This window comes from Pseudaeromonas aegiceratis (genome assembly GCF_046254905.1).
Lineage (GTDB): Bacteria > Pseudomonadota > Gammaproteobacteria > Enterobacterales > Aeromonadaceae > Pseudaeromonas > Pseudaeromonas aegiceratis.
Window position 1 is genome coordinate 1,009,217 of the sequence record NZ_CP158016.1, and the last position, 24,060, is coordinate 1,033,276.

Sequence of the window (24,060 nt, forward strand, 5' to 3'; positions counted from 1 at the left end):
CACCACAGTCAGGGGCCAGGCGGCCTGCTATCATGTCCGCTTTGCCAAGCCTGTCGCTATTGTCGAGATCCGAGCATGAAAACCTGGGCGCAGTATTACGTTAATGGTCTCACCCGGTTGGGCATCATCCGTTTCAGCCTGCTGTTGGCGTCCTTTGTCATCCTGTTGGCGGTGATGATCCAGGTGGGGGTGACCCTGCTGTTGCGGGGCACGGTGGAGTTTGTGGATCTGGTGCGATCCATCTTCTTCGGCCTGCTGGTGACCCCCTGGGCCGCCTACTTTCTCACCGCCGTGGTGGATGAACTGGAAGACTCCCGACAGCGGTTGAAGGACATGGTCAACAAGCTGCAGGAGATGCGGGATCGGGACAAGGCGCTCAACGAACAGCTGCAGCTCAACATCAGCCAGCTGCACCAGCAGATGGACGAGACCCGACGGGCCGAGATCGCCCAGGAGCGGGCCATGGAGGAGCTGGAGGCGGAGGTGTTGCGCCGGGAGGCGGCCCAGCGCGAGCTGCAGTCCCGCGGCGCCCTGTGGCGCTCCTTCATCGATAACTCGCCGGACCTGGTCTATTACCGTAACGAGCACGGCCGCTTCTCCGGCTGCAACCGCGCCATGGAGCAGCTGGTGGGCCTGTCTGAGGCCCAGCTCATCGGCATGCTGCCCCATCAGATCTATCCCAGGCCGGTGGCGGAGAAGGTGGTGGAGACCGACCGTCAGGTGCTGGAGAAGAAGGAGGCGGTGACCTACGAGCAGTGGCTCAATTTTCCCAACGGCCGCAAGGCCTGCTTCGAAATTCACAAGCTGCCCTTCTACGACGAGAAGGGCCATCATCTGGGGCTGCTGGGCTTCGGCCGGGACATCACGGAGCACAAGGCCTATCAGGAGCAACTGGAGACGGCCAGCCGCGACAAGACCAGCTTCATCTCCACCATCAGCCACGAGCTGCGCACCCCCCTCAACGGCGTGGTGGGTTTGAGTCGCATCCTGCTGGACACCGAGCTGAACCCGCTGCAGCGTCAGCACCTGAACACCATTCACCTGAGCGCCGTCACCCTGGGCAACATCTTCAACGACATCATCGACCTGGACAAGCTGGACCGGCATCGCCTGGAGATCGCCCCGGCCCCCCTGGACTTGTCCATGTTCCTGCAGGACATCGAGAGCCTGACCCGGCTGATGGCCGAGCAGAAGGGGCTCTACCTGCACTTCGACGTGGATGGCGAGATCCCTGAGCGGGTCAACGCCGACGGCACCCGGCTGCGGCAGATCCTATGGAACCTGGCGGGCAACGCCATCAAGTTCACCGAGCAGGGGGGCATCACCTTGCGCATCCTGTTCCAGCCGCCCCAGAACGAGCACCTCAAGGTGCGCATCGAGGTGGAGGACACCGGCATCGGCATCCCGGCCAGCGAGCTGGAGAACATCTTCGCCATGTACTATCAGCTCAACGGCGACAAGCATGCCACCGGCTCCGGCATCGGCCTGGCGGTGACCCGCCAGTTGGTGCTGGCCATGGGGGGCGAGATCGGGGTGGAGAGCGAGCTGGGGCAGGGGACCTGCTTCTGGCTGGAGCTGGACTTGCCCCTGCTCACCGAGCCGCCCCTGGAGTTGGAAGAGAGTGGCGAGGTGCCCCCCCTGAAGATACTGCTGGTGGAGGACGTGGAGCTCAACATCACCGTGGCCACCGCCCTGCTGCACAAGTTCGGTCACGAGACGGTGGCGGCCCGCACCGGTGCCGAGGCCCTGGCCCTGTTCCAGCCCAAGGCGTTCGATCTTCTGTTGCTGGATATCCAACTGCCGGACATGACCGGCTTTGATATCGCCGATGAGCTGCTGCGCCGCCATGATCGCAAGCAGCTGCCCCCCATGGTGGCCTTGACCGCCAACCTGGTGCGGGACAAGGCGGTCTACGCCGAGCACGGCATCTGCGATGTGATTGGCAAACCCATGTCGGTGAGCAATCTGGCGGAGACCCTGAACGGCCTGTTTATCTCCCGCAAACCGGTGGAATCCCTGCCGCCGCCCCCCTTGCCGCTGAGCAGACGGGAGAAGGTGCTGGATCTGGTCTTCCTCGACGAATATGCCCAGATGGTGGGCAAGCCGGTGCTGGGCCAGGCGGTGACCCTGTTCGAACAGATGCTGCCGGACTATCTGGCCCACTTGGCCACCAACCTCACCGCCAAGGATCAGAAGGGCATCGTCAGCGAGGCCCACAAGCTCAAGAGTGCCGCCGGGGCCATTGGCCTCAAACGGCTATTTGAGCTGGCCCAGCAGGCCCAGAGCCCGGATCTGCCGGCCTGGTGGGAGAACATAGGTGACTGGATCGACAGCATCAAACGCACCGCGCCCAAGGATCTGGCCGAGCTGCAGCACTGGCTTAAGGAGTAGGCCATGAGTTCGTCCCTGCTTGCGGCCTATGGCCGCCTGATCCAGGCGCGACGGGACAGCGGCGCCGCCGAGGAGACTCTCTGGGTGGCCACCGAGCGGGATAGGGCGCGCATCGTGCAAAGCTCGCCGGTGCGCCGCCTGCAGCAGAAGACCCAGGTCTTCGCCCTGGACGTCAAGGCCTCGGTGCGCAGCCGCCTCACCCACTCCTTGGAGGTGCAGCAGGCCGGGCGCCAGCTGCTGCGGGCCATCGTCGACCGCCAGGCCTGGATGCAGCCCTTGGCCACGCCGCTGCAGGATCTGCTGGAGATGGCCTGCCTGCTCCACGACGTGGGCAACCCGCCCTTCGGCCACTTCGGCGAGGCGGTGTGCCGTCACTGGCTGGTCAGTCATCTGGACGAGCTGGCCCGCCAGGCGTTGCCGACGCCTCCCTCCACCCAATGGCCTGCCTTGCGGGCCGATCTGCTGGCCTTTGACGGCAACGCCCAGAGCCTGCGGCTGGTACACAGCCTGCAGCAGCTGGATCTCACCTACAGCCAGCTGGCGGCGCTGATCAAATATCCCTATCCCGCCGGGGAGGGCAGCAAGGCCGGTTACTTCTACAGCGAGGCGCCCCTGATGGCGCGCCTGCAACAGGCCCTGGGACTGAGTGACGGGGTGCGCCATCCCCTGGTCTACCTGATGGAGCTGGCCGATGATATCTCCTACTGCATCGCCGATCTGGAGGATGCGGTGGACCGGCGGCTGCTGAGCCAGGCCCGGCTGCTGGCGCACCTGCGGGATGGCGAATGCGAACCCTATCTGATCACCCTGCTCACCGCCGCCGAGCAGGCGCCGGAAGGCTTCTTCCCGGCGTTTCGCCGCCGGCTGACCGAGGAGCTGGTGGCCCTGGCCAGCGAGGGCTTCGTGCAGCAGCAGTCTCGCCTGCTGGCGGGGGAGGCGGTGGCCGGCCTGCTCAGGGATTCACCCGCCGCCAGGGTATTGGCGCGGCTCAAACAGGTGGCGCGGGAGCAGGTGTTCAGCCAGCGGGAGGTGGAGGCGCTGGAGTTGCAGGGCCATGCCGCCATCGGAGGCGTGCTGGATCACTACGCCTGCCTGCTGGCCATGCCGGCGGCCGATTTTGCCGCCCTGGCGCTGGGGGGGCAGTCGGCCCATCCCCTGGCCTTGCGGCTGTACCACAGGTTACCGCCACGCCACCTGGCGGCCTATTGCCGGGCGTTGGTCGAGACGGCGCCGGACTTTGCCCTGCCGGCCGAGCGGGAGTGGTATTATCGGGTGCGGCTGATCATGGATTTTGTCAGCGGCATGACAGATACCTACGTGCTGGAGGAGTACCGGCTGCTGCGAGGTATCTAGCGGAGGCCTGTGATGAAACGACTATGGGGGGCCCTGCTGCTGTGCGGCTTCAGTGTGAGCCTGCTGGCCAGCCCCTTGAGCGGTGAACGTCTGCGGCCCCACCAGGTGGTGGCCGGTGAAACCTGGGCCAGTCTGGCCCGCGGTGTCGGGCTGGGCCCACTGCAGCTACGGCAACATTACAATGCCGAGTTGGGGCAGCGCGCCCTGCGTCCCGGCGATCTGGTCTGGCTGCCGGTGCGCGCCCGCGCGCCGAGCGATGCCGTGGTGCTGCAGGCTCAGCGCCCGCCGCCCCGGCAACGCCCTGCCACCCGCACACAGATGCAAAAGAACAGTCGCTACGCCTACAAGCGCGGCTTCGTCTTGGATCCCGATCAGCAGAAGGCCAAGACCGCCAGCGTCAAGTTGATGGATGGCTACATGAGCGAGCTGCTGCAATTCTGGGTGCCCCAGGAGGCGCCGTCGCTGACCTATCTGCAAGGGGACTATCAGTTGCCGCTGTTTGGTGCCCTACCGAAATTTAGCCTGGAGGGGGTGGATCCCAGCATCCGCTGGCGCAGCTGGTGGCCCGAGTATGGCCTGCATTACGAGCGTGAGCGGCTCGCCAGCAACCTGGGGGTGACCTGGCAGCCCTGGGAGCAAGGCACCGCCCTGTGGCGGCTCAACGGCAGCCTGGATTATCAGCTGGAGTCGGAACACCGGCGGCTCAGCCTGGGCACTGCCTGGCAGCTGGGGGATCTGGGGCTGGTGGTGAACCGCTATGCGCCCCTGGGGCCGGGCCACTGGGTCGATCAGACCCAGCGCTGGGAGCGCCCCGCCTCCGGGCAGGAGTGGCGACTGAGCGGTCGCCTGCCCTTCTATCCGCAATTGGGCCTGACGGCCCGCTATTACAGTTGGCAGGGACGGCGCCTGTCGCTGTTTGGCAGTGGCGATGGCCACAATGCCGCCGCCGCCACCCAATACGGTTTCACCTACACCCCCATGGACAGCCTGACCCTGAGCTGGCAACAGGAGCGCAACAGCAAGGGGATGTTTCATCAGCAGTGGCAGCTGGGGGTGAGTCTACCCCTCAATGGCAATTGGCAGGAGTTGTTCGAGTTCAGCCGGCCCAAGGTGGAGCAGGAGCTCTGCCGCCCCTTCTGGCGGCAGAGCATCATAGCGGTGCAGCGTTAGGCCTGGCGGCGAAAGCTGAGGTTGCAGAAACTCTGGCAAACCGGCTGGTTGAGCAGCTGCAACAGCAAGATGGAGCGCCGCTCGCCGTCCGGCTCCTGATAGATGGCCTGCAGGCCGCTGAAGGGGCCGTCCTGGATGGTGACTGTCTCCCCCTGCCGCGGCAGCTGGTTAAGCAGCTCCCGCGCCTCGTCATTGTCCTCGTGGCGCATCAGATCGATGACCAGGGGTTGGGGGACCTTCTGCCACTGCTCCCCATAGGTGATGATGCGGCGCAGGCCGCGGGTGGAGCGCAGTCGGCTGGCGGAAAACTCCTCCAGATCCACATGCACGAACAGGTAGCAGGGGAACATGGGTTCACTGACTTGGCGGACCTGTCCTCTTACCAACTTTTCCACCTGGACCTGAGGGTAGTAGCTGTCCACCCCCTGGTTACGCAGGTGCAGTCTGGCGCGCTCTTCTTCTTTGCTCTTGCAATAGGCCAGATACCAGGTACGCATTTTTTTATCCCGTGTTGCTCTTTCCGGATCGAGTCTAACTGCCGGGCATAAAAAAGGCCACGATTGCCGTGGCCTTGCGCTGTTGCCGGGATCCAGCTGACAGTTTTACCAGCCTTTCACCAGGCCGCCGTTGAACAGCTTGTAGGCCGCCTGATAGACCTCTTCGCTCTGGTAGGCCTGGACGAACTGCTTGACCTTCTCGTCGTTCTGATTGTCTTCACGGGCCACGATCAGGTTGACGTAGGGGGAGTCCTTGTCTTCCACGAACAGGCCGTCACGGTTGGCCTGCAGGTCCACCTGGGAGGCGTAGGTGTTGTTGATGATGGCCAGATCCACGTCTTCCAGGGAACGGGGCAGCTGCGCCGCTTCCAGCTCGACGATCTTCAGTTGCTTGGGGTTGTCCACGATATCCAGCACGGTACCGTTGAGACCCACGTTGTCCTTGAGCTTCAGCAGGCCCTGCTTCTGCAGCAGCAGCAGGGAGCGGCCCAGGTTGGTGGGGTCGTTCGGCACGGCGACCTGAGCGCCGTCGGGCAGCTCGGCCAGGGACTTGATCTTCTTGGAGTAGCCGGCGATGGGATAGACGAAGGTGTTACCGACGGCCACCAGCTTGAAGCCCCGATCCTTGATCTGGGTGTCCAGGTAGGGCTTGTGCTGGAAGGCGTTGACGTCGATGCTGCCATCGTTCAGCGCCACGTTGGGGGTGACATAGTCGCTGAAGGGGACGATCTCGACCTCCAGGCCAAACTTCTCCTTGGCCACTTGCTTGGCCACTTCCACGACCTGGGCTTCGGCCCCGGCGATGGCGCCCACCTTGATGTGGTTATCCGCCTTTTGCTCACCGCAACCGCCCAGCAACAGGGTGCCCAGCAGAACGACGGCGGTGGATTTGAATGATATTGCCATGATGACTCCTTGAGAGGCGGGCGTAGGCCCTTACAGTGTTAGCGGTGATCGACCCGTTTGACCAGGTATTCGCCCAGGCTCTGGATCAGTTGTACCAGGGCTACCAGGATGAGCACAGTGATCAGCATGATGCTGGGATCGAAGCGCTGGTAGCCGTAACGGATGCCCACATCCCCCAGGCCACCGCCGCCGATGGCGCCGGCCATGGCCGAATAGTTGACCAGGGTGACTAGCGTGATGGTGATGCTGTTGATGATGCCCGGCAGGGCCTCGGGCAACAGCACCTTGGTGATGATCTGCCGAGGCAGGGCGCCCATGGCCTGGGCGGCTTCCACCAGACCGGCGGGCACCTCCATCAGGGCGCCTTCCACCAGACGGGCGACAAAGGGCACGGCCGCCACCGTCAGGGGCACTATGGCTGCCGTGGTGCCGATACTGGTGCCCGTGATGAGGCGGGTCAGGGGGATGATGGCCACCAGCAGTATGATGAAGGGCACGGAGCGGCCCAGGTTGACCACTATGCCCAGCAGACGACTCAGTTGCGGACGGGCCAGCACCTGACGGGGCTTGGTGATGTGTAGCGCCACCCCCAGGGGCAAGCCCAGCAGGGTGCTGAAGGCCGCCGAGCCAAACACCATGTAGAGGGTCTCGCCCAGGGATTGCCAGAGCAGGTTAATCATGGCTGCGGACATGGCCCAGCACCTCCACTTGAATGTGATGTTCGCGGAAATAGGCGATGGCCTGTTCGGTCTGGGCCGGCTGCCCCTGCAGCTCAGCCAGCAGGAAGCCGAACTTGACGCCGCCGGCGTACTCTATGTCGGCGCTGAGGATGCTGACATCCACGGCAAATTGGCGGCTCACCTGGGAGATGAGCGGGGCATCCACGGTCTGGCCGGTGAAGCCCAGACGCAGCAGCGGCCGGCTGTCCGGACTGGCCTCGGCGGACAGGCGACGCTGGTATTCTGCCGGGATCGGCAGGTGAATGGTGGAGCGAATAAACTCCTGGGCCAGCTCAGTCTGGGCATGGCTGAAGAACCAGGCCACTTCGCCCTGCTCGATCAGCTCACCGTTGCTGATGATGGCCACCTTGTCACAGATGTTCTTGACCACCTCCATCTCGTGGGTGATGAGCAGTATGGTCAGCCCCAGGCGCTGGTTGATCTCCTTGAGCAGGGCCAGGATGGACTGGGTGGTCTGGGGATCCAGGGCCGAGGTGGCCTCGTCGCACAGCAATACCTTGGGTTCCGGCGCCAGGGCCCGGGCGATGGCCACCCGTTGCTTCTGGCCGCCAGACAGCTCGGCGGGGTAGGCGTGGGCGCGGCCCTCCAGCCCCACCAGCTTGAGCAGCTCGTTCACCCGGGTGCGGATCTGCGCCTGGCTTTGCCCCGCCAGCTCCAGGGGCAGGGCCACGTTCTGGAACACAGTGCGGGAGGAGAGCAGGTTGAAGTGCTGAAAGATCATGCCGATCTTGCGGCGCGCCAGGGACAGTTCCCGTTCACCCAGCTCGGTCAGGGTGACACCGTCCACCACCACGCTGCCCTGAGTGGGGCGTTCCAGCAGGTTGACGCAGCGGATCAGAGTGCTCTTGCCGGCGCCGGAGGCACCGATGACACCAAAGATCTCCCCCTGGCGCACCTGCAGATCCACCGGCTTGAGCGCCTGGACGGCCGAGGCGCCTTCACCATAGGTCTTGGCGACGGCATTCAGTCTTATCATAGGGTTAGTTCCGATGTATGGCCGATAAGTGGCCAGTAGATGCCAAGAGTCACAGCGATAGTCGCTAAATTATGGCGAAGTTATTGGGTGAAGATGCTAAGAAGATCACGCCTGGGTGTCAATGGACTTTTTTATGTCTGGACGGCTAAACGGCTTGTTCTGCCGTGCTGACAAATAAAGAAGGCGCCATTAGGCGCCTTGTCTATGGTGATCGGGATTATGCCGCCGGATCCAGGGTGCCGCAGAAACGGTAGCCTTCGCCGTGAATGGTGGCGATGATCTCGGGGGTCTCGGTAAAGGATTCGAAATGCTTGCGGATGCGCCGTATGGTGACGTCCACGGTGCGATCGTGGGGCTTGAGTTCGCGGCCCGTCATCTTCATCAGCAGGTCGGCACGGGTCTGGATCTGGCCCGGGTTCTCGCAAAAGTGCAGCATGGCGCGGAACTCGGAGCGGGGCAGCCGTATGGTCTCGCCATCCGGGTTGACCAGGGCGCGGCTGTTGATGTCCAGCACCCAGCCATTGAAGCGATACTGATCCACCTGGGCCCCGTCCTGGTTGACCAGATCGGAGCGCATGGTGCGGCCCAGCAGGTTGCGGGCACGTATGGTCAGCTCCCTGGGGTTGAACGGCTTGGTGATGTAGTCATCGGCGCCGATCTCCAGGCCGAGGATCTTGTCCACCTCGTTATCGCGGCCGGTCAGGAACATCAAGGCCATCTCGCCGCGCTCGCGGATCTCCCTGGCCAGCAGCAGGCCGTTCTTGCCCGGCAGGTTGATGTCCATGATCACCAGATCGATGGGGTGATCCTTCAGAGCTTCATGCATCTCTTCGCCATTGTTGGCTTCTTGCACCTGATACCCTTCGGCCTCAAAGATGCTTTTTAGGGTGTTGCGGGTGACCAGTTCATCTTCGACGATCAAAATCTGCGCTGTGTGCATGGCGTTACCCAATAACGAATAATTATGTTGTGCAAATGTTAATGCTTTTTTAGCCCGCTTTGGCTCGTGAGGCAATCAGAATAGCGCGGCAAGGGCATGCAAGGTACAAACTCAGATGGGAGTCACGTGAGGCATGCCGTGTCAAGCTCAGCTGTTATGATTGTGGGGCACGGAAGGCAGCAAATGTATCAGCTGACGACAACATCTCAATACATTTGGTACAAAACCATAACACTTTCAGGTGGATGATTGATATTGATCAACCCGATCTCGGTGGCGGCGCGTTAAGCGGACTCAGAAGCGATAGTGGATGCCCAGATCGACCTGTTGTTGTGGCTCGCTGCCGGGTTGCCCGCTGGGGGATTGCAGGCGGTAGTGGGCTTGCAGCTGCAGGTCCGGCGCGAAACGGTAGGCCGAACCCAGTTGCCAAAAGATCTGGTGATAAGGGGCAGATTGCAGTTGGTGGAGGCTGCTGCTGATGGCCAGGCCGAAGGGCAGCTTGACCTCCAGCCCCGAGGTCAGGTGCTGGGCATCGAGGTCACGGCTACGATTCCAAAACCAGTGGGTCTGGATTGGCGGCTCCTCTTGCGCGGCGGTGGGGGGCGGCGCCAGGTATTCCTGATCGTCGGTCCAATACCAGGTTTCACCCAGCGTGGTCTTGCCTGTCAGATCGGCGGCGTGAGACCAGGGGGCGAGAGCCAGCAACAGCGGCGCAATCAGTGCGATTTTTGCCATGTTCCCCCTCCGGTCCTGACCCCAATGAGGCTAAGCATGACACAGGACGCTCATCTGTAAAGCGGAGTTGCGCGAAATTTGTGCGGGGGGGCCCCTGGCACTTGGTGTGCCGGCAGGGTAGATTGTCGGCCGCAAAGAGGGAGGTATTCTTGGACATTTATTTTGTACTCATGTCGCCGGCCCGGGCGGAGAACGTGGGGGCGGCGGCCCGTGCCATGAAGACCATGGGGTTTAGCCGACTGCGGATAGTGAACAGTATGGTGCATCAGGAGGCGGCGGCCGGTTGGGTGGCCCACGGTGCCCAGGAGATACTGGCCACGGCGGAACACTTTGTGGACTTGCCCAGCGCTCTGGCCGACATGGATCTGGTGGTGGCCACCACGGCGCGGCGGCGCGGCCAGCAGCAGGTCTATCTGACGGCGGACGAATTGAAGGAACAATTGCAGGGCAAACCGGATCTGCGGCGGGTCGCCATCCTGTTTGGTTGTGAGGAGTCGGGGCTGTCCAACGAGCAGTTGGCCCAGGCCGATCTGGTGAGCTATTTGCCGCTCAAGGTGGATTACCCTTCTTTGAACCTGGGGCAGGCCATCATGCTGTATGCCTATGAGCTCAGCCGCCTTGAGTTACCTGCTGCGGCACCCAGCGAGGAAATACCGGTCGAGACCCAGGTGCGCGCCCTCAAACAAAGAATTCATGGATTATTTGGTGACCTGGCTATTTCGCCAGATGAAAAGCTGGCACGGTGGGTGATGTCAGGGGTTCCTATGCTAAAGCAGCGGGATTTGAACCTTTTACATCTGTTGTGTAAGGACCTGGAGCGGGCCCTCAGGGGGCAGGAAAGTTGACAGGGCCGGTCTCATCCGGTATTGCTAAGCGCGTTTATCCACACAGGTTTTGTAACATGCTGTCTTTTGGTACCCGCATCACTACCACCATTACTATTACCGGCACCACCTTGGGTGGTTTCGGGGCGGGCTGATGCACTGACAGTAGGTTCAGTAAATTTCAAAGGCCCGTACCCTGCCAGGTACGGGCCTTTTCGTTACAGGGAGAGGTAGTATGCGTGTTCTGAAGTTTGGGGGCTCCTCGCTGGCGGATGCCGAGCGTTTCTTGCGGGTGGGCGACATAGTTGTCAACACCCAGCAGCAGGCCCAGGTGGCCCTGGTACTGTCCGCGCCGGCCAAGGTGACCAATCACCTGGTGGCCCTGGCCGAGCAGACCAGCCAGGGCCTGGATGCGAGCGGCACCCTGGCCGAGATCGAAGGCATCTTCACCCGTCTGATCGACGGTCTCAAGGCCAAGTATCCGGCCCTGGATGACGGGGCGCTCAAGGGTCGGTTGGCCGACGAGCTAGGCCAGGTACGGCGCCTGATGGATGGCATACTGCTGCTGGGCCAGTGTCCGGATAATATTCAGGCCAAGATCCTGAGCCGCGGTGAAGCCCTCTCCATCGCCTGCATGGAGCAGTTGCTGAAGACCCGCGGTCATCATGTGGAGCTGATCAACCCGGTGAGCATGCTGCTGGCCGAAGGTGGTTTCCTCGAATCCCACGTCAACATCGATGTCTCCCGTGGCCGCTTCGCCGAGCAGGGCATCAAGCCGGACTGCATCTACCTGATGGCGGGTTTCACCGGCGGCAACGAGCAGGGTGAGCTGGTGTTGCTGGGCCGCAACGGCTCCGACTACTCCGCCGCCGTGCTGGCGGCCTGTGTGGATGCCGAATGCTGCGAGATCTGGACCGACGTGGACGGCGTCTACAGCTGCGATCCGCGCCTGGTGCCGGATGCTGTGCTGCTCAAGCGCATGTCCTACAAGGAGGCCATGGAGCTCTCCTACTTTGGTGCCAAGGTGCTGCACCCCAGAACCATAGCCCCCATCGCCCGCTTCCATATCCCCTGCCTCATCAAGAACAGCTTCCATCCCCAGGGGGAGGGTACCCTGATCGGTCCCGAGCAGGATGACGAGTACCCGGTGAAGGGCATCTCGGATCTGGGGGGCATCTCCATGATCAACGTCAGCGGCCCGGGCATGAAGGGCATGGTGGGACTGGCCGGGCGCCTGTTCACCACCGTCTCCCGCGCCGGCGTCTCAGTGGTGCTCATCACCCAGTCCTCCTCCGAATACAGCATCAGTTTCTGTATCCATACCTATGACGCCGAGAAGGCACGCAAGGCGCTGGAGCAGGAGTTCGCCCTGGAGATGAAGGCCGGCATGCTGGAGCCCATCGAGATGCGCCACGACCTGGCCATTCTCTCCCTGGTGGGGGACGGCATGCGTACCCTGAAGGGGATCGCGGCCCGCTTCTTTACCTCCCTGGCCCAGGCGGCCATCAACATAGTCGCCATCGCCCAGGGCTCCAGCGAGCGCTCCATCTCCGCCGTGGTGGCCAAGCACAAGGTGGCGGAGGGCATCAAGGCCTGCCACCAGAACATCTTCGGCAGCCAGCAGTTCATCGATATCATACTGGTGGGCCTGGGCGGTGTCGGTGGGGCTCTGCTGGAGCAGATCCATCGTCAGCAACCCGTGCTGGCCGAGCAGGGCATCGGCCTGCGGGTGGTGGGCCTGGCCAACTCCCGTCAGCTGCTGCTGAACAAGGACGGCATCGACTTGGCCAGCTGGCGCGATGAGCTGGGCCAGGCCCAGCAGGCCTTCAGCCTGGAGGCGGTGCGCAAGCTGGTGGAAGACAGCCACCTCATCAACCCGGTGATCGTGGACTGTACCTCCAATGAAGAGGTGGCCGGTCAGTATGCCGACTTCTTGGGGGCCGGCTTCCACGTGGTCACCCCCAACAAGAAGGCCAACACCAGCAGCCTGTCCTACTATCGCGAGCTGCGCCGCACCGCTCAGCTGACCCGCCGCAAGTTCCTCTACGAGACCAACGTGGGGGCCGGGCTGCCGGTCATCGAGAACCTGCAGAACCTGATCAAGGCGGGCGACAAGTTGAAGGCGTTTGCCGGCATCCTCTCCGGCTCTCTCTCCTTCATCTTCGGCAAGCTGGATGAGGGCTTGAGCTTCTCCGAAGCCACCCTGATCGCCAAGGGCAACGGCTTCACCGAGCCGGATCCGCGGGACGATCTCAACGGCATGGACGTGGCGCGCAAGCTGCTGATCCTGGCCCGGGAAGCCGGCATGGCCCTGGATCTGGACGACGTGCAGGTGGAACAGGCCCTGCCGCCGGGCTTCGATGCCTCCGGCAGCGCCGAAGCCTTCCTGGCGCGCCTGCCCGAGGCCGATGCCTGGTTCCGTGACCGTTGCGCCGAGGCCAAGGCAGAGGGTAAGGTACTGCGCTACGTCGGCACCATCGAAGACGGCCAATGCCGGGTGGCCATCAAGGCCGTGGATGGTAACGACCCCTTGTACAAGGTGAAGGATGGTGAAAACGCCCTGGCCTTCTTCTCCACCTATTATCAGCCGATCCCCCTGGTGCTGCGTGGCTACGGGGCCGGCACCGAAGTAACCGCTGCCGGTGTGTTCGCCGATCTGCTGCGGACTCTGAACTGGAAGCAGGAGGTTTAAGCCATGACAGTGGTGGCATACGCACCCGCCTCAATCGGCAACGTAAGCGTCGGTTTTGACGTACTGGGCGCCGCGCTGGCGCCCATCGATGGCACCCTGCTGGGTGACCGGGTAGAAGTCAGCGCCTCTGAGCAGGCGTTCTCCTTGGGCTGCCAGGGGCGGTTCGCCCACAAGCTGCCCCCCGAGGCGGACAAGAACATCGTCTTTGCCTGCTATCAAGGCTATGGCGAGGCCCTGCGCAAGAAGGGCCTGACCATCAAGCCGCTGCGCATGGTGCTGGAGAAGAACCTGCCCATCGGCTCCGGCCTGGGCTCCAGCGCCTCCAGCATAGTGGCGGCCCTGGAGGCGCTGAACGCCTTTCACGACTATGCCCTCGACAAGGATGAGCAACTGCTGCTGATGGGCGAGTTGGAAGGCCGCATCTCCGGCTCCGTGCACTATGACAACGTGGCGCCCTGCTACCTGGGTGGCATTCAGCTGATGGTGGAGGAGGCCGGCATCATCAGCCAGTCCATCCCCGCGTTTGAGCACTGGTACTGGGTGGTCTGCTACCCGGGGATCAGCATCAGCACCGCCGAGGCCCGCGCCATATTGCCGGCCCAATACCGCCGCAGCGACTGCCTGACCTACGGCCGTCGCCTGGCCGCCTTCGTCCATGCCAGTCACAGTGGTCAGGAGGCCCTGGCCGCCGCCGTGCTCAAGGACGTGATCGCCGAGCCTTATCGCCAGGCGCTGATCCCGGGCTTTGCCCAGGTTCGTCAGCACGCCGAACTCTCCGGCGCCCTGGCCACCGGCATCTCAGGCTCTGGCCCCACTGTGTTCGTGGCCATGACCGACAAGCAGCAGGCGCTGCGCATGAAGGAGTGGATGGAGCAGAACTTCATCCAGAATCAAGATGGTTTCTGCCATGTCTGTCATATCGACACCCAAGGCACCCAGGTAACAGGACAAGGATTATGAAGTTATACAACATCAAGGACCATGCCGAGCAGGTGAGCTTTGCCCAGGCGGTGAAGCAGGGTCTGGGACGCGGCCAGGGGCTCTTCTTCCCCGAGCAGATCCAGCCCTTCGCCGACATTCATGGCCTGCTGGAGAAGCCCTTCGTCGAGCGCTCCGTGGAGATCCTCCATCACCTGATCGGCGATGAGCTGACCAAGGCGCAGCTGGCCCAGCTGGTGCAGACCGCCTTCGTCTTCCCGGCGCCCCTGGTGAAGGTGAGCGATAACCAGTACGCCCTGGAGCTGTTCCATGGTCCGACCCTGGCCTTCAAGGACTTTGGTGGCCGCTTCATGGCCCAGTGCCTGACCGCCTTCAGCCAAGGCGAGAAGATCACCATACTCACCGCCACCTCCGGCGATACCGGGGCGGCGGTGGCGCACGCCTTCTATGGCCTGCCCAACATCGAGGTGGTGATCCTCTATCCCAAGGGCAAGATCAGCCCGTTGCAGGAGAAGCTGTTCTGCACCCTGGGCGGCAACATCCGCACCGTGGCGGTGGATGGCGCCTTTGATGACTGCCAGGCCCTGGTGAAGCAGGCCTTCGATGACGAGGAGCTGAAGGCGGCCATCGGCCTCAACTCCGCCAACTCCATCAACATCAGCCGGCTGCTGGCTCAGGTGTGCTACTACTTCGAGGCGGTGGCCGAGTTGCCGCTGGAGAAGCGTGCCGAGGCGGTGATCGCCGTGCCGTCCGGCAACTTCGGTAACCTGACTGCGGGTCTCATAGCCAAGGCCCTGGGCCTGCCGGTGAAGCGCTTCGTGGTGGCCACCAACGCCAACGATACGGTGCCGCGCTACCTGGCCGCCGGTCAGTGGGATCCCAAGACCACTGTGGCTACCCTGTCCAACGCCATGGATGTCAGCCGTCCCAACAACTGGCCGCGGGTGGAAGAGCTGTTCAAGGTCAAGGGCTGGTCTCTGTCCGAGCTGGGCTACGGTGCCCGTGACGATGCGCAGACCGAAGACGCCTTGCGGCGTTTGTATGCCCAGGGCTATCTGTGCGAGCCCCATGGCGCCATCGCCTGGGATGTGCTGCAGGCGCAGCTGACTGGCGAGGAGGTGGGGGTCTTTCTGTGTACCGCGCACCCGGCCAAGTTCCAGGAGAGCGTGGAGCGGATACTGGATCTCAAGCTGGAACTGCCGGCGCCGCTGGCCGAACGCGCGGATCTGCCGTTGCTCTCCGACCACCTGCCGGTGGACTTTGCCGCCATGCGCCAGTATCTGCTAAAGGCCTAAGTGAGGTTCGTCAGCTAACTAAAAACGCCGCTCTTTTAGAGCGGCGTTTTGTTTTTGGGCTGTGGTTCAGGCATGGCCTTTGTTACCCTGATGGAACTCTTTATCGCTGAGATTTTTTTATGAGTCATGTCCTTCACGATTTGCTCGCCCAGTTGGCCTTGGAGCCTATCGAGGCCGGTCATTTTCGCGGCCAGAGCCAGGATCTGGGCTTTGGCGCCGTGTTCGGTGGTCAGGTGATGGGGCAGGCCCTCTCGGCCGCCCATCAGACGGTGGCGCCGGAGCGCAGTGTTCACTCATTGCATTGTTACTTCCTGCGTCCCGGGGATGTGGGGCAGCCCATCCTCTACGAGGTGGAGCATATTCGCGATGGCCAGACGGTCTCCACCCGGCGGGTGGAGGCGATCCAGCATGGCAAGCCCATCTTCTATCTCACCGCCTCGTTTCAGGTGGAGGAGCCGGGCCTGGAGCATCAGGATCCCATGCCCCAGGTGGCGGGTCCCGAGGGGCTGACCTCGGAGCTGGAGTGGATCCATGCCCTGAAGGCGCATATTCCCGATGCACTGCATGACAAGTTTCTGTCCGAGAAGCCCATTGAGATGCGGCCGGTGACCTTCATCAACCCGCTCAAGGCTGCCCCCTGTGAGGGCAAACGCTATGTCTGGTTCAAGGCCAACGGCCAGATGCCCGATGATCCGGCAATCCATCGCTATCTGCTGGCCTATGCCTCGGATTTCAACTTTCTGCCGACGGCGTTACAACCCCATGGCCTGAGCTTCTTCACGCCGGGTCTGCAGGTGGCCACCATAGATCACGCCATGTGGTTTCATCGCGACTTCCGGCTGGATGACTGGCTGCTGTATGCGGTGGAGTGTCCCACCACCAGCGGTGGGCGAGGTCTGGTGCGTGGCCAGTTCTTTACCCAGGATGGGCGCCTGGTGGCCTCGACCATCCAGGAGGGCGTGGTTCGCCAGCGTCCATCGGGCGCTTGAGCGAACATTAGGCAATAAAAAAGCTCGCCAATCGGCGAGCTTTTTCTATCGCAAGCTGGGCTTACTTCTTGATGCGCATGACCGGAGTTTCACCCACGGTGACCGCGCCGCTCAGCTTGGTCAGGACCTTGATGTCATCCATGTTGGAGATGACCACCGGGGTCAGGGTGGACTTGGCCTTGGCTTCCAGCACCGCCAGATCGAACTCGATGATGGTGTCGCCCTTCTTCACTTGCTGACCTTCGGCGGCGATACGGTTGAAACCTTCGCCCTTCAGCTCAACGGTGTCGATACCGAAGTGAACAAACAGCTCGATGCCGGTATCAGACTCGATAGAGAAGGCATGGTTGGTCTCGAAAATCTTGCCGATGGTGCCGTCACAGGGGGCAACCATCTTATTGCCTGCCGGCTTGATGGCGATGCCATCACCGACGATCTTCTCGGCAAATACCACATCCGGTACGTCTTCGATGGGGACGATTTCGCCGGACAGAGGTGCGAAGATTTCGATGCCGCCGTTGTCATTGCTGTCGTCGGACACCAGTTTTTTCAGTTTGTCGAACAAACCCATGGCTTTTGCTCCTGAGAGTTGTTTTTTAGCTGTTTATCCGAAGATATTAACAGACAGCCTTACGCTTAACAAAGTTGTCAATCGCGGCTTCTACTTCCGCAATGGTGGCACTGGCCAGCGCCTGTTCGGCCATGGCCTTCACCTCAGCATAGTTGCTGTTGCGGATGATCTGCTTCACGCGCGGGATTGACATGGCACTCATGGAGAACTCGTCCAGCCCCATGCCCAGCAGCAGCAGGGTCGCTCTGTCATCGCCAGCCAGCTCGCCACACATGCCGGTCCACTTGCCTTGGGCGTGGGAGGCATCGATGACTTGCTTGATCAGGTTCAGCACAGACGGTGACAGGGGGTTGTACAGGCCGGAGATCAGCTCGTTACCCCGGTCCACTGCCAGCGTGTACTGGGTCAGGTCGTTGGTGCCGATGGAGAAGAAGTCGGCTTCCTTCGCCAGGTGATTGGCGATGATGGCGGCGGCCGGCGTTTCGATCATCACGCCCACTTCGATGTTTTCATCGAAGGCATGGCCTTGGGTGCGCAGCTCTTCCTTCAGCTCGGCAATTTCCTGCTTCAGGGCACGCAGCTCTTCCACTGAGATGATCATGGGGAACATGATGCGCAGCTTGCCGAAGGCAGAGGCGCGCAGTATGGCCCGCAGCTGGGTGTGCATGATGTCCTTGCGGTCAAAGAAGATCCGCACGGCACGCCAGCCCAGGAAGGGGTTCATCTCCTTGGGGAACTTCATGTAGGGCAGTTCCTTGTCACCCCCGATGTCCATGGTACGGACAATGATGGGATGATCCGGCATGGATTCTGCCACTTCCTTATAGGCCTGATACTGCTCTTCTTCGGTGGGCAGGGCATCCCGGTCCATGAACAGGAATTCGGTACGGTACAGGCCGACACCTTCGGCGCCATTGCGATGGGCGCCATCCATGTCCTTGATGGTACCTATGTTGGAGCAGACCTCCACCCGATGACCATCCAGCGTCACGGCCGGCAGTTCCCGCAGCTTGGCCAGTTCAGCCTTCTCGTCGAGATACTGTTGCTGGGCAGACTTCAGCTTGGCCTGCTCTTCCTCGGACGGGTTGATGTACACCTTGTTGTGCAAGGCATCCAGCACCAGGAAGTCACCGGTCTTCACCAGCTCGGTCACATTGTTGGTGCCCACGATGGCCGGCAGCTCCAGGGAACGCGCCATGATGGAGGTGTGAGAGGTGCGACCACCGATATCGGTGACGAAACCACGTACAAAGTTGAGGTTGATCTGGGCGGTTTCGGACGGGGTCAGATCCTTGGCAACCAGGATGACTTCTTCATCTATGGTGCTGAGGTTGACGATGTCCATGCCCAGGGCATTCTTAACCAGACGCGTGCCGATATCACGGAAATCGGTGGCCCGCTCGCGCAGATAGGGATCATCCAGCTCGGCCATCATCGCCGCGTACTGCTCGATCACTTGGTGGACGGCCTTGTCCGTGCTGAACAGCTCATCCCGGATCAGGGAAAGGATATCCCCTTCCAGCTCTTCATCTTCGAGCAGCATGATGTGCCCTTCGAAGATGGCTTCCTTCTCTTCACCGAAGGTTTTGCCGGCCATCTCTTTGATGGCGTGCAGTTGCTGGGAGGATTTAGTGCGGGCATCGTAGAAACGCGCCACTTCACTGTCGATTTGATCGGCAGTGATAGGGGTTTGGTTGATAACGATTTCATCTTCTTTGAGAAGAAGTGCCTTCGCAAATGCGATGCCTGGCGATGCCAAGATACCAGTGATCATAGCCGTACCTGCTAGATTGAGAACAACGACAAAGGACGAGATAAGGGAAGAGCTGGAATTATTCCAGCTCAGCCATCAGGGCAACCAGCTTCTCAACGGCTTTCTGGGCGTCGGGACCGTCAGCCTGGATGGTGACGTTGGTGCCCTTGGTCAGGCCCAGGGTCTGCAGTTTGAACAGGCTCTTGGCGCTAGCAGACTTGCCGCCGCTGATGACGTTGATGTCACTTTGGAACTCTTTGGCTTCCTTGACGAACTGGGCAGCCGGACGAGTGTGGAGACCGTTTTCAGCAGTAATGACGACAGATTTCTCAAACATTTGTTCACCCCAATGTTGATGATGACAATCGTGGTGGATAGTGCCTTCACCACGACAGCGTTGCGTTAAAAAGCGAGTCTGGTGTCTGGGTTGATCTGTGCGATTTGTAGAGTAGTAGGTGGTGATCAACCCGCCAGTAGCTCGGGATTATGCCCTGCCAACCCCAGCGGCAAAAGCACCGCCCCCCCGTTTGCAACAAAAAATAGCCGGTAGTTACTTTTTGATACGCTAGATTCAGCTTGGTTCAGTTTTATGCTCGAACCCCGGTTTGCGACCGCGATTTTTGCTCGTTTTTTTCTCCTAAGAGACTAGTTCAAAAATAAAAAAGAGCGCCGACCAGGGCGCTCTCTTTGCGATGTAATTGCACAGTTCGGCTTACTGCTGATTTTCCTGTTCGGAGAAGATCCCCTGGAACAGGGCGGTGGAGAGATACCGCTCGCCGGAGCTGGGCAGTATCACCACTATGGTCTTGTCGGCGAACTCAGGTAGCTCTGCGATCTTATTGGCGGCCACCACGGCGGCACCTGAACTGATGCCGGCCAGGATGCCTTCTTCTTCCATCAGGCGGCGGGCCATGGCGATGGCATCATCACTGGCCACCTGCTCGACACGATCCAGCAGGCTCAAGTCCAGATTACCAGGGATAAAACCGGCGCCAATCCCTTGGATCTTGTGCGGACCAGGCTTGATCTCTTCCCCGGCCAGCTTCTGGCTGATCACGGGAGATTCCTTGGGTTCCACCGCCACGCTGGTGATGGCCTTGCCCTGGATCTGCTTGATGTAGCGGGAGATCCCGGTGATGGTACCGCCGGTACCCACACCGGCCACCACCACATCGACCTCGCCGTCGGTGTCTTCCCAGATTTCCGGGCCCGTGGTCTTGACGTGGATCTCCGGGTTGGCCGGATTTTCAAACTGTTGCAGCAACAAGTAGCGCTCAGGGTTGGCATCGCGGATCTCTTCTGCCTTGGCCACGGCGCCCTTCATGCCCAGGGCGGCTTCGGTCAGCACCAGGTTGGCGCCCAGCGCCTTGAGCAGCTTGCGGCGTTCCAGGCTCATGGAGGCCGGCATGGTCAGGGTGATGGGGTAACCGCGAGAGGCTGCCACGAAGGCCAGCGCGATGCCGGTGTTGCCACTGGTGGGCTCGATGATTTCCTTGCCTGGGCCCAGCAGTCCCTTCTTCTCGGCGTCCCAAATCATGTTGGCACCGATGCGGCACTTGACGCTGAAACTGGGGTTACGGCTTTCGACCTTGGCCAATACCCGGCCCTTGCTGACGCGGTGGAGTTTGACCAGGGGGGTGTGGCCTATGGTCAAGGAGTTGTCTTCGTAGATCTTGCTCATGACTCGCTGTCCCTTTCATCTCGTCGGTAGATAGTGGTTTTAGATTAATCATAAAAACCTCAAGAGGAAGTGACTTTTTGTTATATCAATATGTGATTGGATGCTATGCCGGTTACTGCCGTGCCGGCTTGCCTTGAAGGCTCAATTGACTCAGCATGTTCCGGCAATCGGCGCAGGCTCAGGCCTTCGCTTTCATTTTGTATTCAATGCCTAACAAGGATTTGTCGGCGCTGATGCTATCAGCATGGAGAAACGGCGCCGCCGAGGGCACAATAGCGCTAATCCATCCCTGTGACGGGGATGGGCGGCTGAGATGGAGAACTCAAGATGCGTGTTTGGATGCGGTCCCTGACCTGCTTTGTGCTTCCTGTGATGATGTCGTGCTCAGGCTGGGCTGCGGGGGGCGAGGTGGCCGCTGTGGCGCCGGGCGTCCAGTCGGCAGTGTCCGCCCGGTTACCTGCGCTGGCGGAGCGCGAGGAACTGGCGCAGCAACTGCTTGAGCTGGCCCTGGCGGATGTGCACCCCAGGTTCAACAAGCTGTGGCTGCAGCTGGTGGCGGGACAACACGGACTGGATGCCCAATGGTATGCCAACCTCTATGGCGTGATGGCTCAGTTTCGCCGGCAATGGCACGGGATCTCCTGGCAACGCCGTGAGCGGCTGGAGTTGCACGGGCTTGATCTGCAGGTGCAGCCCGCGGATCTGGCCGAGTATCGGGAGGCACAGCAGGCCGGTCGGTTGACCGGTTTGCTGGCTGGGGTCCGCCCTCAGGTCGCCAACTACCAAACCATCCGTAGCCAACTGTTGCGTCTGCTGGATATGGCGCGGCAAGGCAGCTGGCCGGTGACCGCCGGTAAGACGCTGCATCCGGATGAAGCGGACACCCTGGTGCCCCAACTCAAGCATCTGCTGGCCCGTACCGGGGATCTGGCCGCGGCCGATCAGGACATTCTCTATGATGCCGCCACAGTGGCGGCGGTGAAGGCATTCCAGCGGCGCCACGGCCTGGCGGTGGATGGGGTGGTGGGGAATCACACCTGGTTCTGGCTCAACGTCAAACCCCAGGAGCGGGCGGTGATCCTGGCGCGCACCCTGCTGCGGCGGGATATGGGGCCATTGGATTACCCCCGTTACATCCTGGTCAACCTGCCGGAATACCGTTTGCGTCTGTTGCAGGATGGCCAGCCGCTGATGACCAGTCGGGTCATCGTCGGTCAGGTCAAACGCCAGACGCCCATCCTCTCCAGCAAAATTGCCAGCGTGGTGGTGAATCCGGCCTGGCATGTGCCGCGCAGCATCCTCAAGAAGGACATAGTCCCCAAGCTGGCCCGCGACCCCGCCTATCTGGAGAAGGAGCAGTTTGATGTCATCGATTACGAGGGGGCACAGGTTGCGCCGGAGAGCATCCCCTGGGAACACGCCCTGGCCGCCGGCTTCCCCTATCAGCTGCGGCAACGGCCAGGGGATCACAATGCCCTGGGGCGTTACAAGTTCTATCTGCCCAATAACGACGACATCTACCTGCACTCCACCTCGGCACCGCGACTGTTCAACAAGGATAGCCGGGCCATCAGCTCCGGCTGCGTGCGGGTGGAGCAGGCGGCTGAACTGGCCCACCTGCTGCTGGAGGGTTCCCATTGGACCGATGAACGGCTGGGCACCCTGTTGGAGGAGTCGACCACCAAGTGGTTACCGCTGAGCAAGCCCGTGCCGGTGTTCACCGTCTACTGGCGCAGCTGGCTGGACGATGAGGGGCAGCTGCAATTTCGGGATGATATCTATGGCTTCGATGCCGCCGCCCGTATGGGGGATGACAAGGTGATGGCCAGCCTGTTGGCGATACAGAAGAGCTAGCGTCTCAAGCGGAGCCTGTTGCTTGTGAGTCAGCGCAAAAAAATAACAATTTATGCTGATTTTGGGGGCCAATTGAGATTTGTCTGCTAGGAAAGGTTTGACATCCCCCCCCTAACCTGTGATTTTCCCCCCGTTGCCTGCGGGTCATCGGTTGGCGCGATGGCCGGTTTTTGAGGTTCTGGCAAGGGGCGGAAAGGAATGGAACAGTGTGATATCAGTAGACGGCGCCTGTTGTTGGGCGCCGGTTGCCTGTTGGCAACCAGCCTGCTGCCGGTGAGTGCCCTGGCCAGTCAGACGGCCCCGGTGCGCAAGTTGCGCCTGTACAATCCCCATACCGGTGAGCGGGTCAGTGCGGCCTATTGGGAAAACGGCCAGTACGATCGTGGTACCTTAAAAGAGTTCAACCATCTGATGCGGGATTACCGCGCCAATCAGCTGCACAACATAGATCCCAAGTTGTTCGATCAGCTGTTCGAGCTACAGCGCAAGCTGGGTGCCGCTCGGGAAATTCACGTGATCTGCGGCTATCGTTCTCCCCATACCAACGCCATGCTGCGCAGCCGTAGCAAGGGCGTGGCCAAGAAGAGCCTGCACATGACGGGGCAGGCCATCGATCTGGCCATCCCAGGGTTCAACCTGGCGCGGGTTCGGCAGGCGGCCTTGTCCCTGAAGGCCGGTGGGGTTGGGTATTATCCCCGTTCCGGATTCGTCCACGTGGACACGGGGCAGGTTCGTCACTGGTAACTGCCAGCTCGATGAAAAAAGGCGCCGTGGGCGCCTTTTTTGTTGGGTTGGGGTCTCACCTATCTCCCAGCAGCGTCTCCCTATGTTGCTCCACCCACATGACGGTGGCGCCGCACACGGCGATGGGCATCACCACCAGGTTGAGCAGGGGAATGGTGGTAAACAGGGTGACCACGGCACCAAAGCCCAGCGAGCTGACTCGTTGCTGGCCCAGGGCCTGGCGCATGGTACTAAACGGGATCTTGTGGTTATCGAAGGGGTAATCGCAATACTGGATGCTCATCATCCAGGCGCCGAACAGGAACCAAAGTACCGGGGCCAGGGTCTGTCCGAGGACCGGGATGAAAAACAGCACCAAACAGCCCAACGCCTTGGGCAGGTAGTACTTAAATTTCAGCCACTCCCGTTTGAAGATCCGTGGCAAGTCTTTGACCAGGGCCTTCAGGCTGGTATCCGGCAGGGCCTGGCCAGTGAGGTGCTGCTCCACCCGCTCGGCCAACAGGCCATTGAAGGGGGCGGCAATCCAATTGGCCAGGGTGCCGAACAGGATGGCCACACACAGCAAGAGCGCCAGTATGGCCAAGGGCCAGAACAACCAGCTCAGCCAGCTCAGCCAGTGGGGCAGCCCATTCTCCAGCCAGTGATTCAGGTTGCCAATCTGGTAGATGGCGGCCCACAGGGCCAGGGCGAACAGCACCACGTTGGCCAGCAAGGGCAACAATACGAACTGGCGCAGGCCGGGCTGTGTGATCAATTTTGCGCCGGCCAGGAAATACCCTAGGCCGCTGCGGCGGGACAGACTGTGGATCATCTTGATTTCCAATAGATTGGTTGTCTGCCAGATATTACAAACAGCCGTGGGTTTTGGTAAAGTCAGCACTGTTTTGTTACATCTGTGCTCCGCTTGGGCTGCCGGCGATGGGCTGGGTTCTGGCCGTACCAGACAGCCGGAGACGGACGTAGTAAGATGTAGCAACTGACTCCCGTTTCGGGCCCACCTCGAACGCGGA

Annotated in this window: 21 protein-coding genes; 10 read left to right on the forward strand and 11 right to left on the reverse strand. The window is 61.3% G+C overall.

Features of this window, described 5'->3' with window-relative positions; genetic code table 11:
- Positions 1–75 precede the first annotated feature (75 nt).
- The 3 genes from arcB to ABHF91_RS04920 are packed head-to-tail and all read left to right on the forward strand — an operon-like array spanning position 76 to position 4,914.
- Complete coding sequence (arcB, locus tag ABHF91_RS04910) at positions 76–2,391, forward strand: aerobic respiration two-component sensor histidine kinase ArcB (RefSeq protein ID WP_409422350.1); 2,316 nt, start codon at positions 76–78, stop codon at positions 2,389–2,391.
- Between the two features lie 3 nt (positions 2,392–2,394).
- On the forward strand, positions 2,395–3,744 hold the full coding sequence (dgt, locus tag ABHF91_RS04915) for a dGTPase (RefSeq protein ID WP_409422351.1): 1,350 nt from the start codon (positions 2,395–2,397) through the stop codon (positions 3,742–3,744).
- A gap of 12 nt (positions 3,745–3,756) precedes the next feature.
- On the forward strand, positions 3,757–4,914 hold the full coding sequence (locus ABHF91_RS04920; RefSeq protein ID WP_409422352.1) for an inverse autotransporter beta domain-containing protein: 1,158 nt from the start codon (positions 3,757–3,759) through the stop codon (positions 4,912–4,914).
- Here the strand turns inward: ABHF91_RS04920 and rfaH are convergent.
- The 6 genes from rfaH to ABHF91_RS04950 all read right to left on the reverse strand — a co-directional run bounded on the left by rfaH (position 4,911) and on the right by ABHF91_RS04950 (position 9,708).
- Positions 4,911–5,411: a transcription/translation regulatory transformer protein RfaH gene (gene rfaH, locus ABHF91_RS04925; RefSeq protein WP_409422353.1), complete on the reverse strand. Its 501-nt coding sequence runs from the start codon at positions 5,409–5,411 to the stop codon at positions 4,911–4,913. The two genes, ABHF91_RS04920 and rfaH, sit on opposite strands and share 4 nt — an antisense overlap.
- A gap of 105 nt (positions 5,412–5,516) precedes the next feature.
- Complete coding sequence (gene metQ, locus ABHF91_RS04930) at positions 5,517–6,317, reverse strand: methionine ABC transporter substrate-binding lipoprotein MetQ (RefSeq protein ID WP_409422354.1); 801 nt, start codon at positions 6,315–6,317, stop codon at positions 5,517–5,519.
- A 38-nt stretch (positions 6,318–6,355) separates the two neighbouring features.
- Positions 6,356–7,009: a methionine ABC transporter permease gene (locus tag ABHF91_RS04935; protein ID WP_409422355.1), complete on the reverse strand. Its 654-nt coding sequence runs from the start codon at positions 7,007–7,009 to the stop codon at positions 6,356–6,358.
- Positions 6,990–8,033 carry a methionine ABC transporter ATP-binding protein MetN gene (gene metN / locus ABHF91_RS04940; protein ID WP_409422356.1) on the reverse strand — a complete coding sequence of 348 codons (1,044 nt, stop codon included), beginning with the start codon at positions 8,031–8,033 and terminating at the stop codon, positions 6,990–6,992. The genes ABHF91_RS04935 and metN overlap by 20 nt, the downstream gene beginning before the upstream one ends.
- Positions 8,034–8,250: 217 nt before the next feature.
- Positions 8,251–8,973: a two-component system response regulator ArcA gene (arcA, locus tag ABHF91_RS04945; protein ID WP_409422357.1), complete on the reverse strand. Its 723-nt coding sequence runs from the start codon at positions 8,971–8,973 to the stop codon at positions 8,251–8,253.
- Positions 8,974–9,267: 294 nt separating this feature from the next.
- Positions 9,268–9,708 carry a hypothetical protein gene (locus ABHF91_RS04950; protein ID WP_409422358.1) on the reverse strand — a complete coding sequence of 147 codons (441 nt, stop codon included), beginning with the start codon at positions 9,706–9,708 and terminating at the stop codon, positions 9,268–9,270.
- Between the two features lie 149 nt (positions 9,709–9,857).
- On the opposite strand from ABHF91_RS04950, the gene ABHF91_RS04955 reads away from it, so the two are divergent.
- The 5 genes from ABHF91_RS04955 to tesB all read left to right on the forward strand — a co-directional run bounded on the left by ABHF91_RS04955 (position 9,858) and on the right by tesB (position 16,447).
- A complete protein-coding gene (locus tag ABHF91_RS04955; protein ID WP_409422359.1) occupies positions 9,858–10,553 on the forward strand; it encodes a tRNA/rRNA methyltransferase in 696 nt (231 codons plus the stop codon).
- A 214-nt stretch (positions 10,554–10,767) separates the two neighbouring features.
- On the forward strand, positions 10,768–13,224 hold the full coding sequence (gene thrA / locus ABHF91_RS04960) for a bifunctional aspartate kinase/homoserine dehydrogenase I (RefSeq protein ID WP_409422360.1): 2,457 nt from the start codon (positions 10,768–10,770) through the stop codon (positions 13,222–13,224).
- Positions 13,225–13,227: 3 nt separating this feature from the next.
- A complete protein-coding gene (gene thrB, locus ABHF91_RS04965) occupies positions 13,228–14,184 on the forward strand; it encodes a homoserine kinase (protein ID WP_409422361.1) in 957 nt (318 codons plus the stop codon).
- Positions 14,181–15,458: a threonine synthase gene (gene thrC, locus ABHF91_RS04970; RefSeq protein ID WP_409422362.1), complete on the forward strand. Its 1,278-nt coding sequence runs from the start codon at positions 14,181–14,183 to the stop codon at positions 15,456–15,458. The genes thrB and thrC overlap by 4 nt, the downstream gene beginning before the upstream one ends.
- A 119-nt stretch (positions 15,459–15,577) precedes the next feature.
- A complete protein-coding gene (tesB, locus tag ABHF91_RS04975; RefSeq protein WP_409422363.1) occupies positions 15,578–16,447 on the forward strand; it encodes an acyl-CoA thioesterase II in 870 nt (289 codons plus the stop codon).
- A gap of 61 nt (positions 16,448–16,508) precedes the next feature.
- Here tesB and crr read toward each other — a convergent pair whose 3' ends face one another.
- The 4 genes from crr to cysK all read right to left on the reverse strand — a co-directional run bounded on the left by crr (position 16,509) and on the right by cysK (position 20,452).
- Complete coding sequence (gene crr, locus ABHF91_RS04980) at positions 16,509–17,018, reverse strand: PTS glucose transporter subunit IIA (protein ID WP_409422364.1); 510 nt, start codon at positions 17,016–17,018, stop codon at positions 16,509–16,511.
- A gap of 46 nt (positions 17,019–17,064) precedes the next feature.
- The gene (gene ptsI, locus ABHF91_RS04985; protein WP_409422365.1) at positions 17,065–18,792 is read right to left on the reverse strand and encodes a phosphoenolpyruvate-protein phosphotransferase PtsI; all 1,728 of its coding nucleotides are present in this window, start codon (positions 18,790–18,792) and stop codon (positions 17,065–17,067) included.
- A 58-nt stretch (positions 18,793–18,850) separates the two neighbouring features.
- Positions 18,851–19,108: an HPr family phosphocarrier protein gene (locus ABHF91_RS04990; protein WP_345013686.1), complete on the reverse strand. Its 258-nt coding sequence runs from the start codon at positions 19,106–19,108 to the stop codon at positions 18,851–18,853.
- A gap of 375 nt (positions 19,109–19,483) precedes the next feature.
- Positions 19,484–20,452 (reverse strand): cysteine synthase A, encoded by a 969-nt coding sequence (cysK, locus tag ABHF91_RS04995; RefSeq protein WP_409422366.1) that lies wholly within the window; start codon positions 20,450–20,452, stop codon positions 19,484–19,486.
- A 417-nt stretch (positions 20,453–20,869) separates the two neighbouring features.
- On the opposite strand from cysK, the gene ABHF91_RS05000 reads away from it, so the two are divergent.
- Together ABHF91_RS05000 and ABHF91_RS05005 are read left to right on the forward strand one after the other, a co-directional pair.
- Positions 20,870–22,306, forward strand: a complete 1,437-nt coding sequence (locus ABHF91_RS05000; RefSeq protein WP_409422367.1) for a murein L,D-transpeptidase — start codon at positions 20,870–20,872, stop codon at positions 22,304–22,306.
- 198 nt (positions 22,307–22,504) lie between these two features.
- On the forward strand, positions 22,505–23,050 hold the full coding sequence (locus ABHF91_RS05005) for a DUF882 domain-containing protein (protein ID WP_409422368.1): 546 nt from the start codon (positions 22,505–22,507) through the stop codon (positions 23,048–23,050).
- Positions 23,051–23,105: 55 nt separating this feature from the next.
- On the opposite strand, the gene cysZ is transcribed toward ABHF91_RS05005, so the two are convergent.
- On the reverse strand, positions 23,106–23,861 hold the full coding sequence (gene cysZ, locus ABHF91_RS05010) for a sulfate transporter CysZ (RefSeq protein ID WP_409422369.1): 756 nt from the start codon (positions 23,859–23,861) through the stop codon (positions 23,106–23,108).
- Between the last annotated feature and the right edge of the window lie 199 nt (positions 23,862–24,060).

Coding starts and splice junctions, on each gene's coding strand:
- arcB (WP_409422350.1), top strand. CDS start 76: ATGAAAACCTGGGCGCAGTATTACGTTAATGGTCTCACCCGGTTGGGC.
- dgt (WP_409422351.1), top strand. CDS start 2,395: ATGAGTTCGTCCCTGCTTGCGGCCTATGGCCGCCTGATCCAGGCGCGA.
- ABHF91_RS04920 (WP_409422352.1), top strand. CDS start 3,757: ATGAAACGACTATGGGGGGCCCTGCTGCTGTGCGGCTTCAGTGTGAGC.
- rfaH (WP_409422353.1), bottom strand. CDS start 5,411: ATGCGTACCTGGTATCTGGCCTATTGCAAGAGCAAAGAAGAAGAGCGC.
- metQ (WP_409422354.1), bottom strand. CDS start 6,317: ATGGCAATATCATTCAAATCCACCGCCGTCGTTCTGCTGGGCACCCTG.
- ABHF91_RS04935 (WP_409422355.1), bottom strand. CDS start 7,009: ATGTCCGCAGCCATGATTAACCTGCTCTGGCAATCCCTGGGCGAGACC.
- metN (WP_409422356.1), bottom strand. CDS start 8,033: ATGATAAGACTGAATGCCGTCGCCAAGACCTATGGTGAAGGCGCCTCG.
- arcA (WP_409422357.1), bottom strand. CDS start 8,973: ATGCACACAGCGCAGATTTTGATCGTCGAAGATGAACTGGTCACCCGC.
- ABHF91_RS04950 (WP_409422358.1), bottom strand. CDS start 9,708: ATGGCAAAAATCGCACTGATTGCGCCGCTGTTGCTGGCTCTCGCCCCC.
- thrA (WP_409422360.1), top strand. CDS start 10,768: ATGCGTGTTCTGAAGTTTGGGGGCTCCTCGCTGGCGGATGCCGAGCGT.
- thrB (WP_409422361.1), top strand. CDS start 13,228: ATGACAGTGGTGGCATACGCACCCGCCTCAATCGGCAACGTAAGCGTC.
- thrC (WP_409422362.1), top strand. CDS start 14,181: ATGAAGTTATACAACATCAAGGACCATGCCGAGCAGGTGAGCTTTGCC.
- tesB (WP_409422363.1), top strand. CDS start 15,578: ATGAGTCATGTCCTTCACGATTTGCTCGCCCAGTTGGCCTTGGAGCCT.
- crr (WP_409422364.1), bottom strand. CDS start 17,018: ATGGGTTTGTTCGACAAACTGAAAAAACTGGTGTCCGACGACAGCAAT.
- ptsI (WP_409422365.1), bottom strand. CDS start 18,792: ATGATCACTGGTATCTTGGCATCGCCAGGCATCGCATTTGCGAAGGCA.
- ABHF91_RS04990 (WP_345013686.1), bottom strand. CDS start 19,108: ATGTTTGAGAAATCTGTCGTCATTACTGCTGAAAACGGTCTCCACACT.
- cysK (WP_409422366.1), bottom strand. CDS start 20,452: ATGAGCAAGATCTACGAAGACAACTCCTTGACCATAGGCCACACCCCC.
- ABHF91_RS05005 (WP_409422368.1), top strand. CDS start 22,505: ATGGAACAGTGTGATATCAGTAGACGGCGCCTGTTGTTGGGCGCCGGT.
- cysZ (WP_409422369.1), bottom strand. CDS start 23,861: ATGATCCACAGTCTGTCCCGCCGCAGCGGCCTAGGGTATTTCCTGGCC.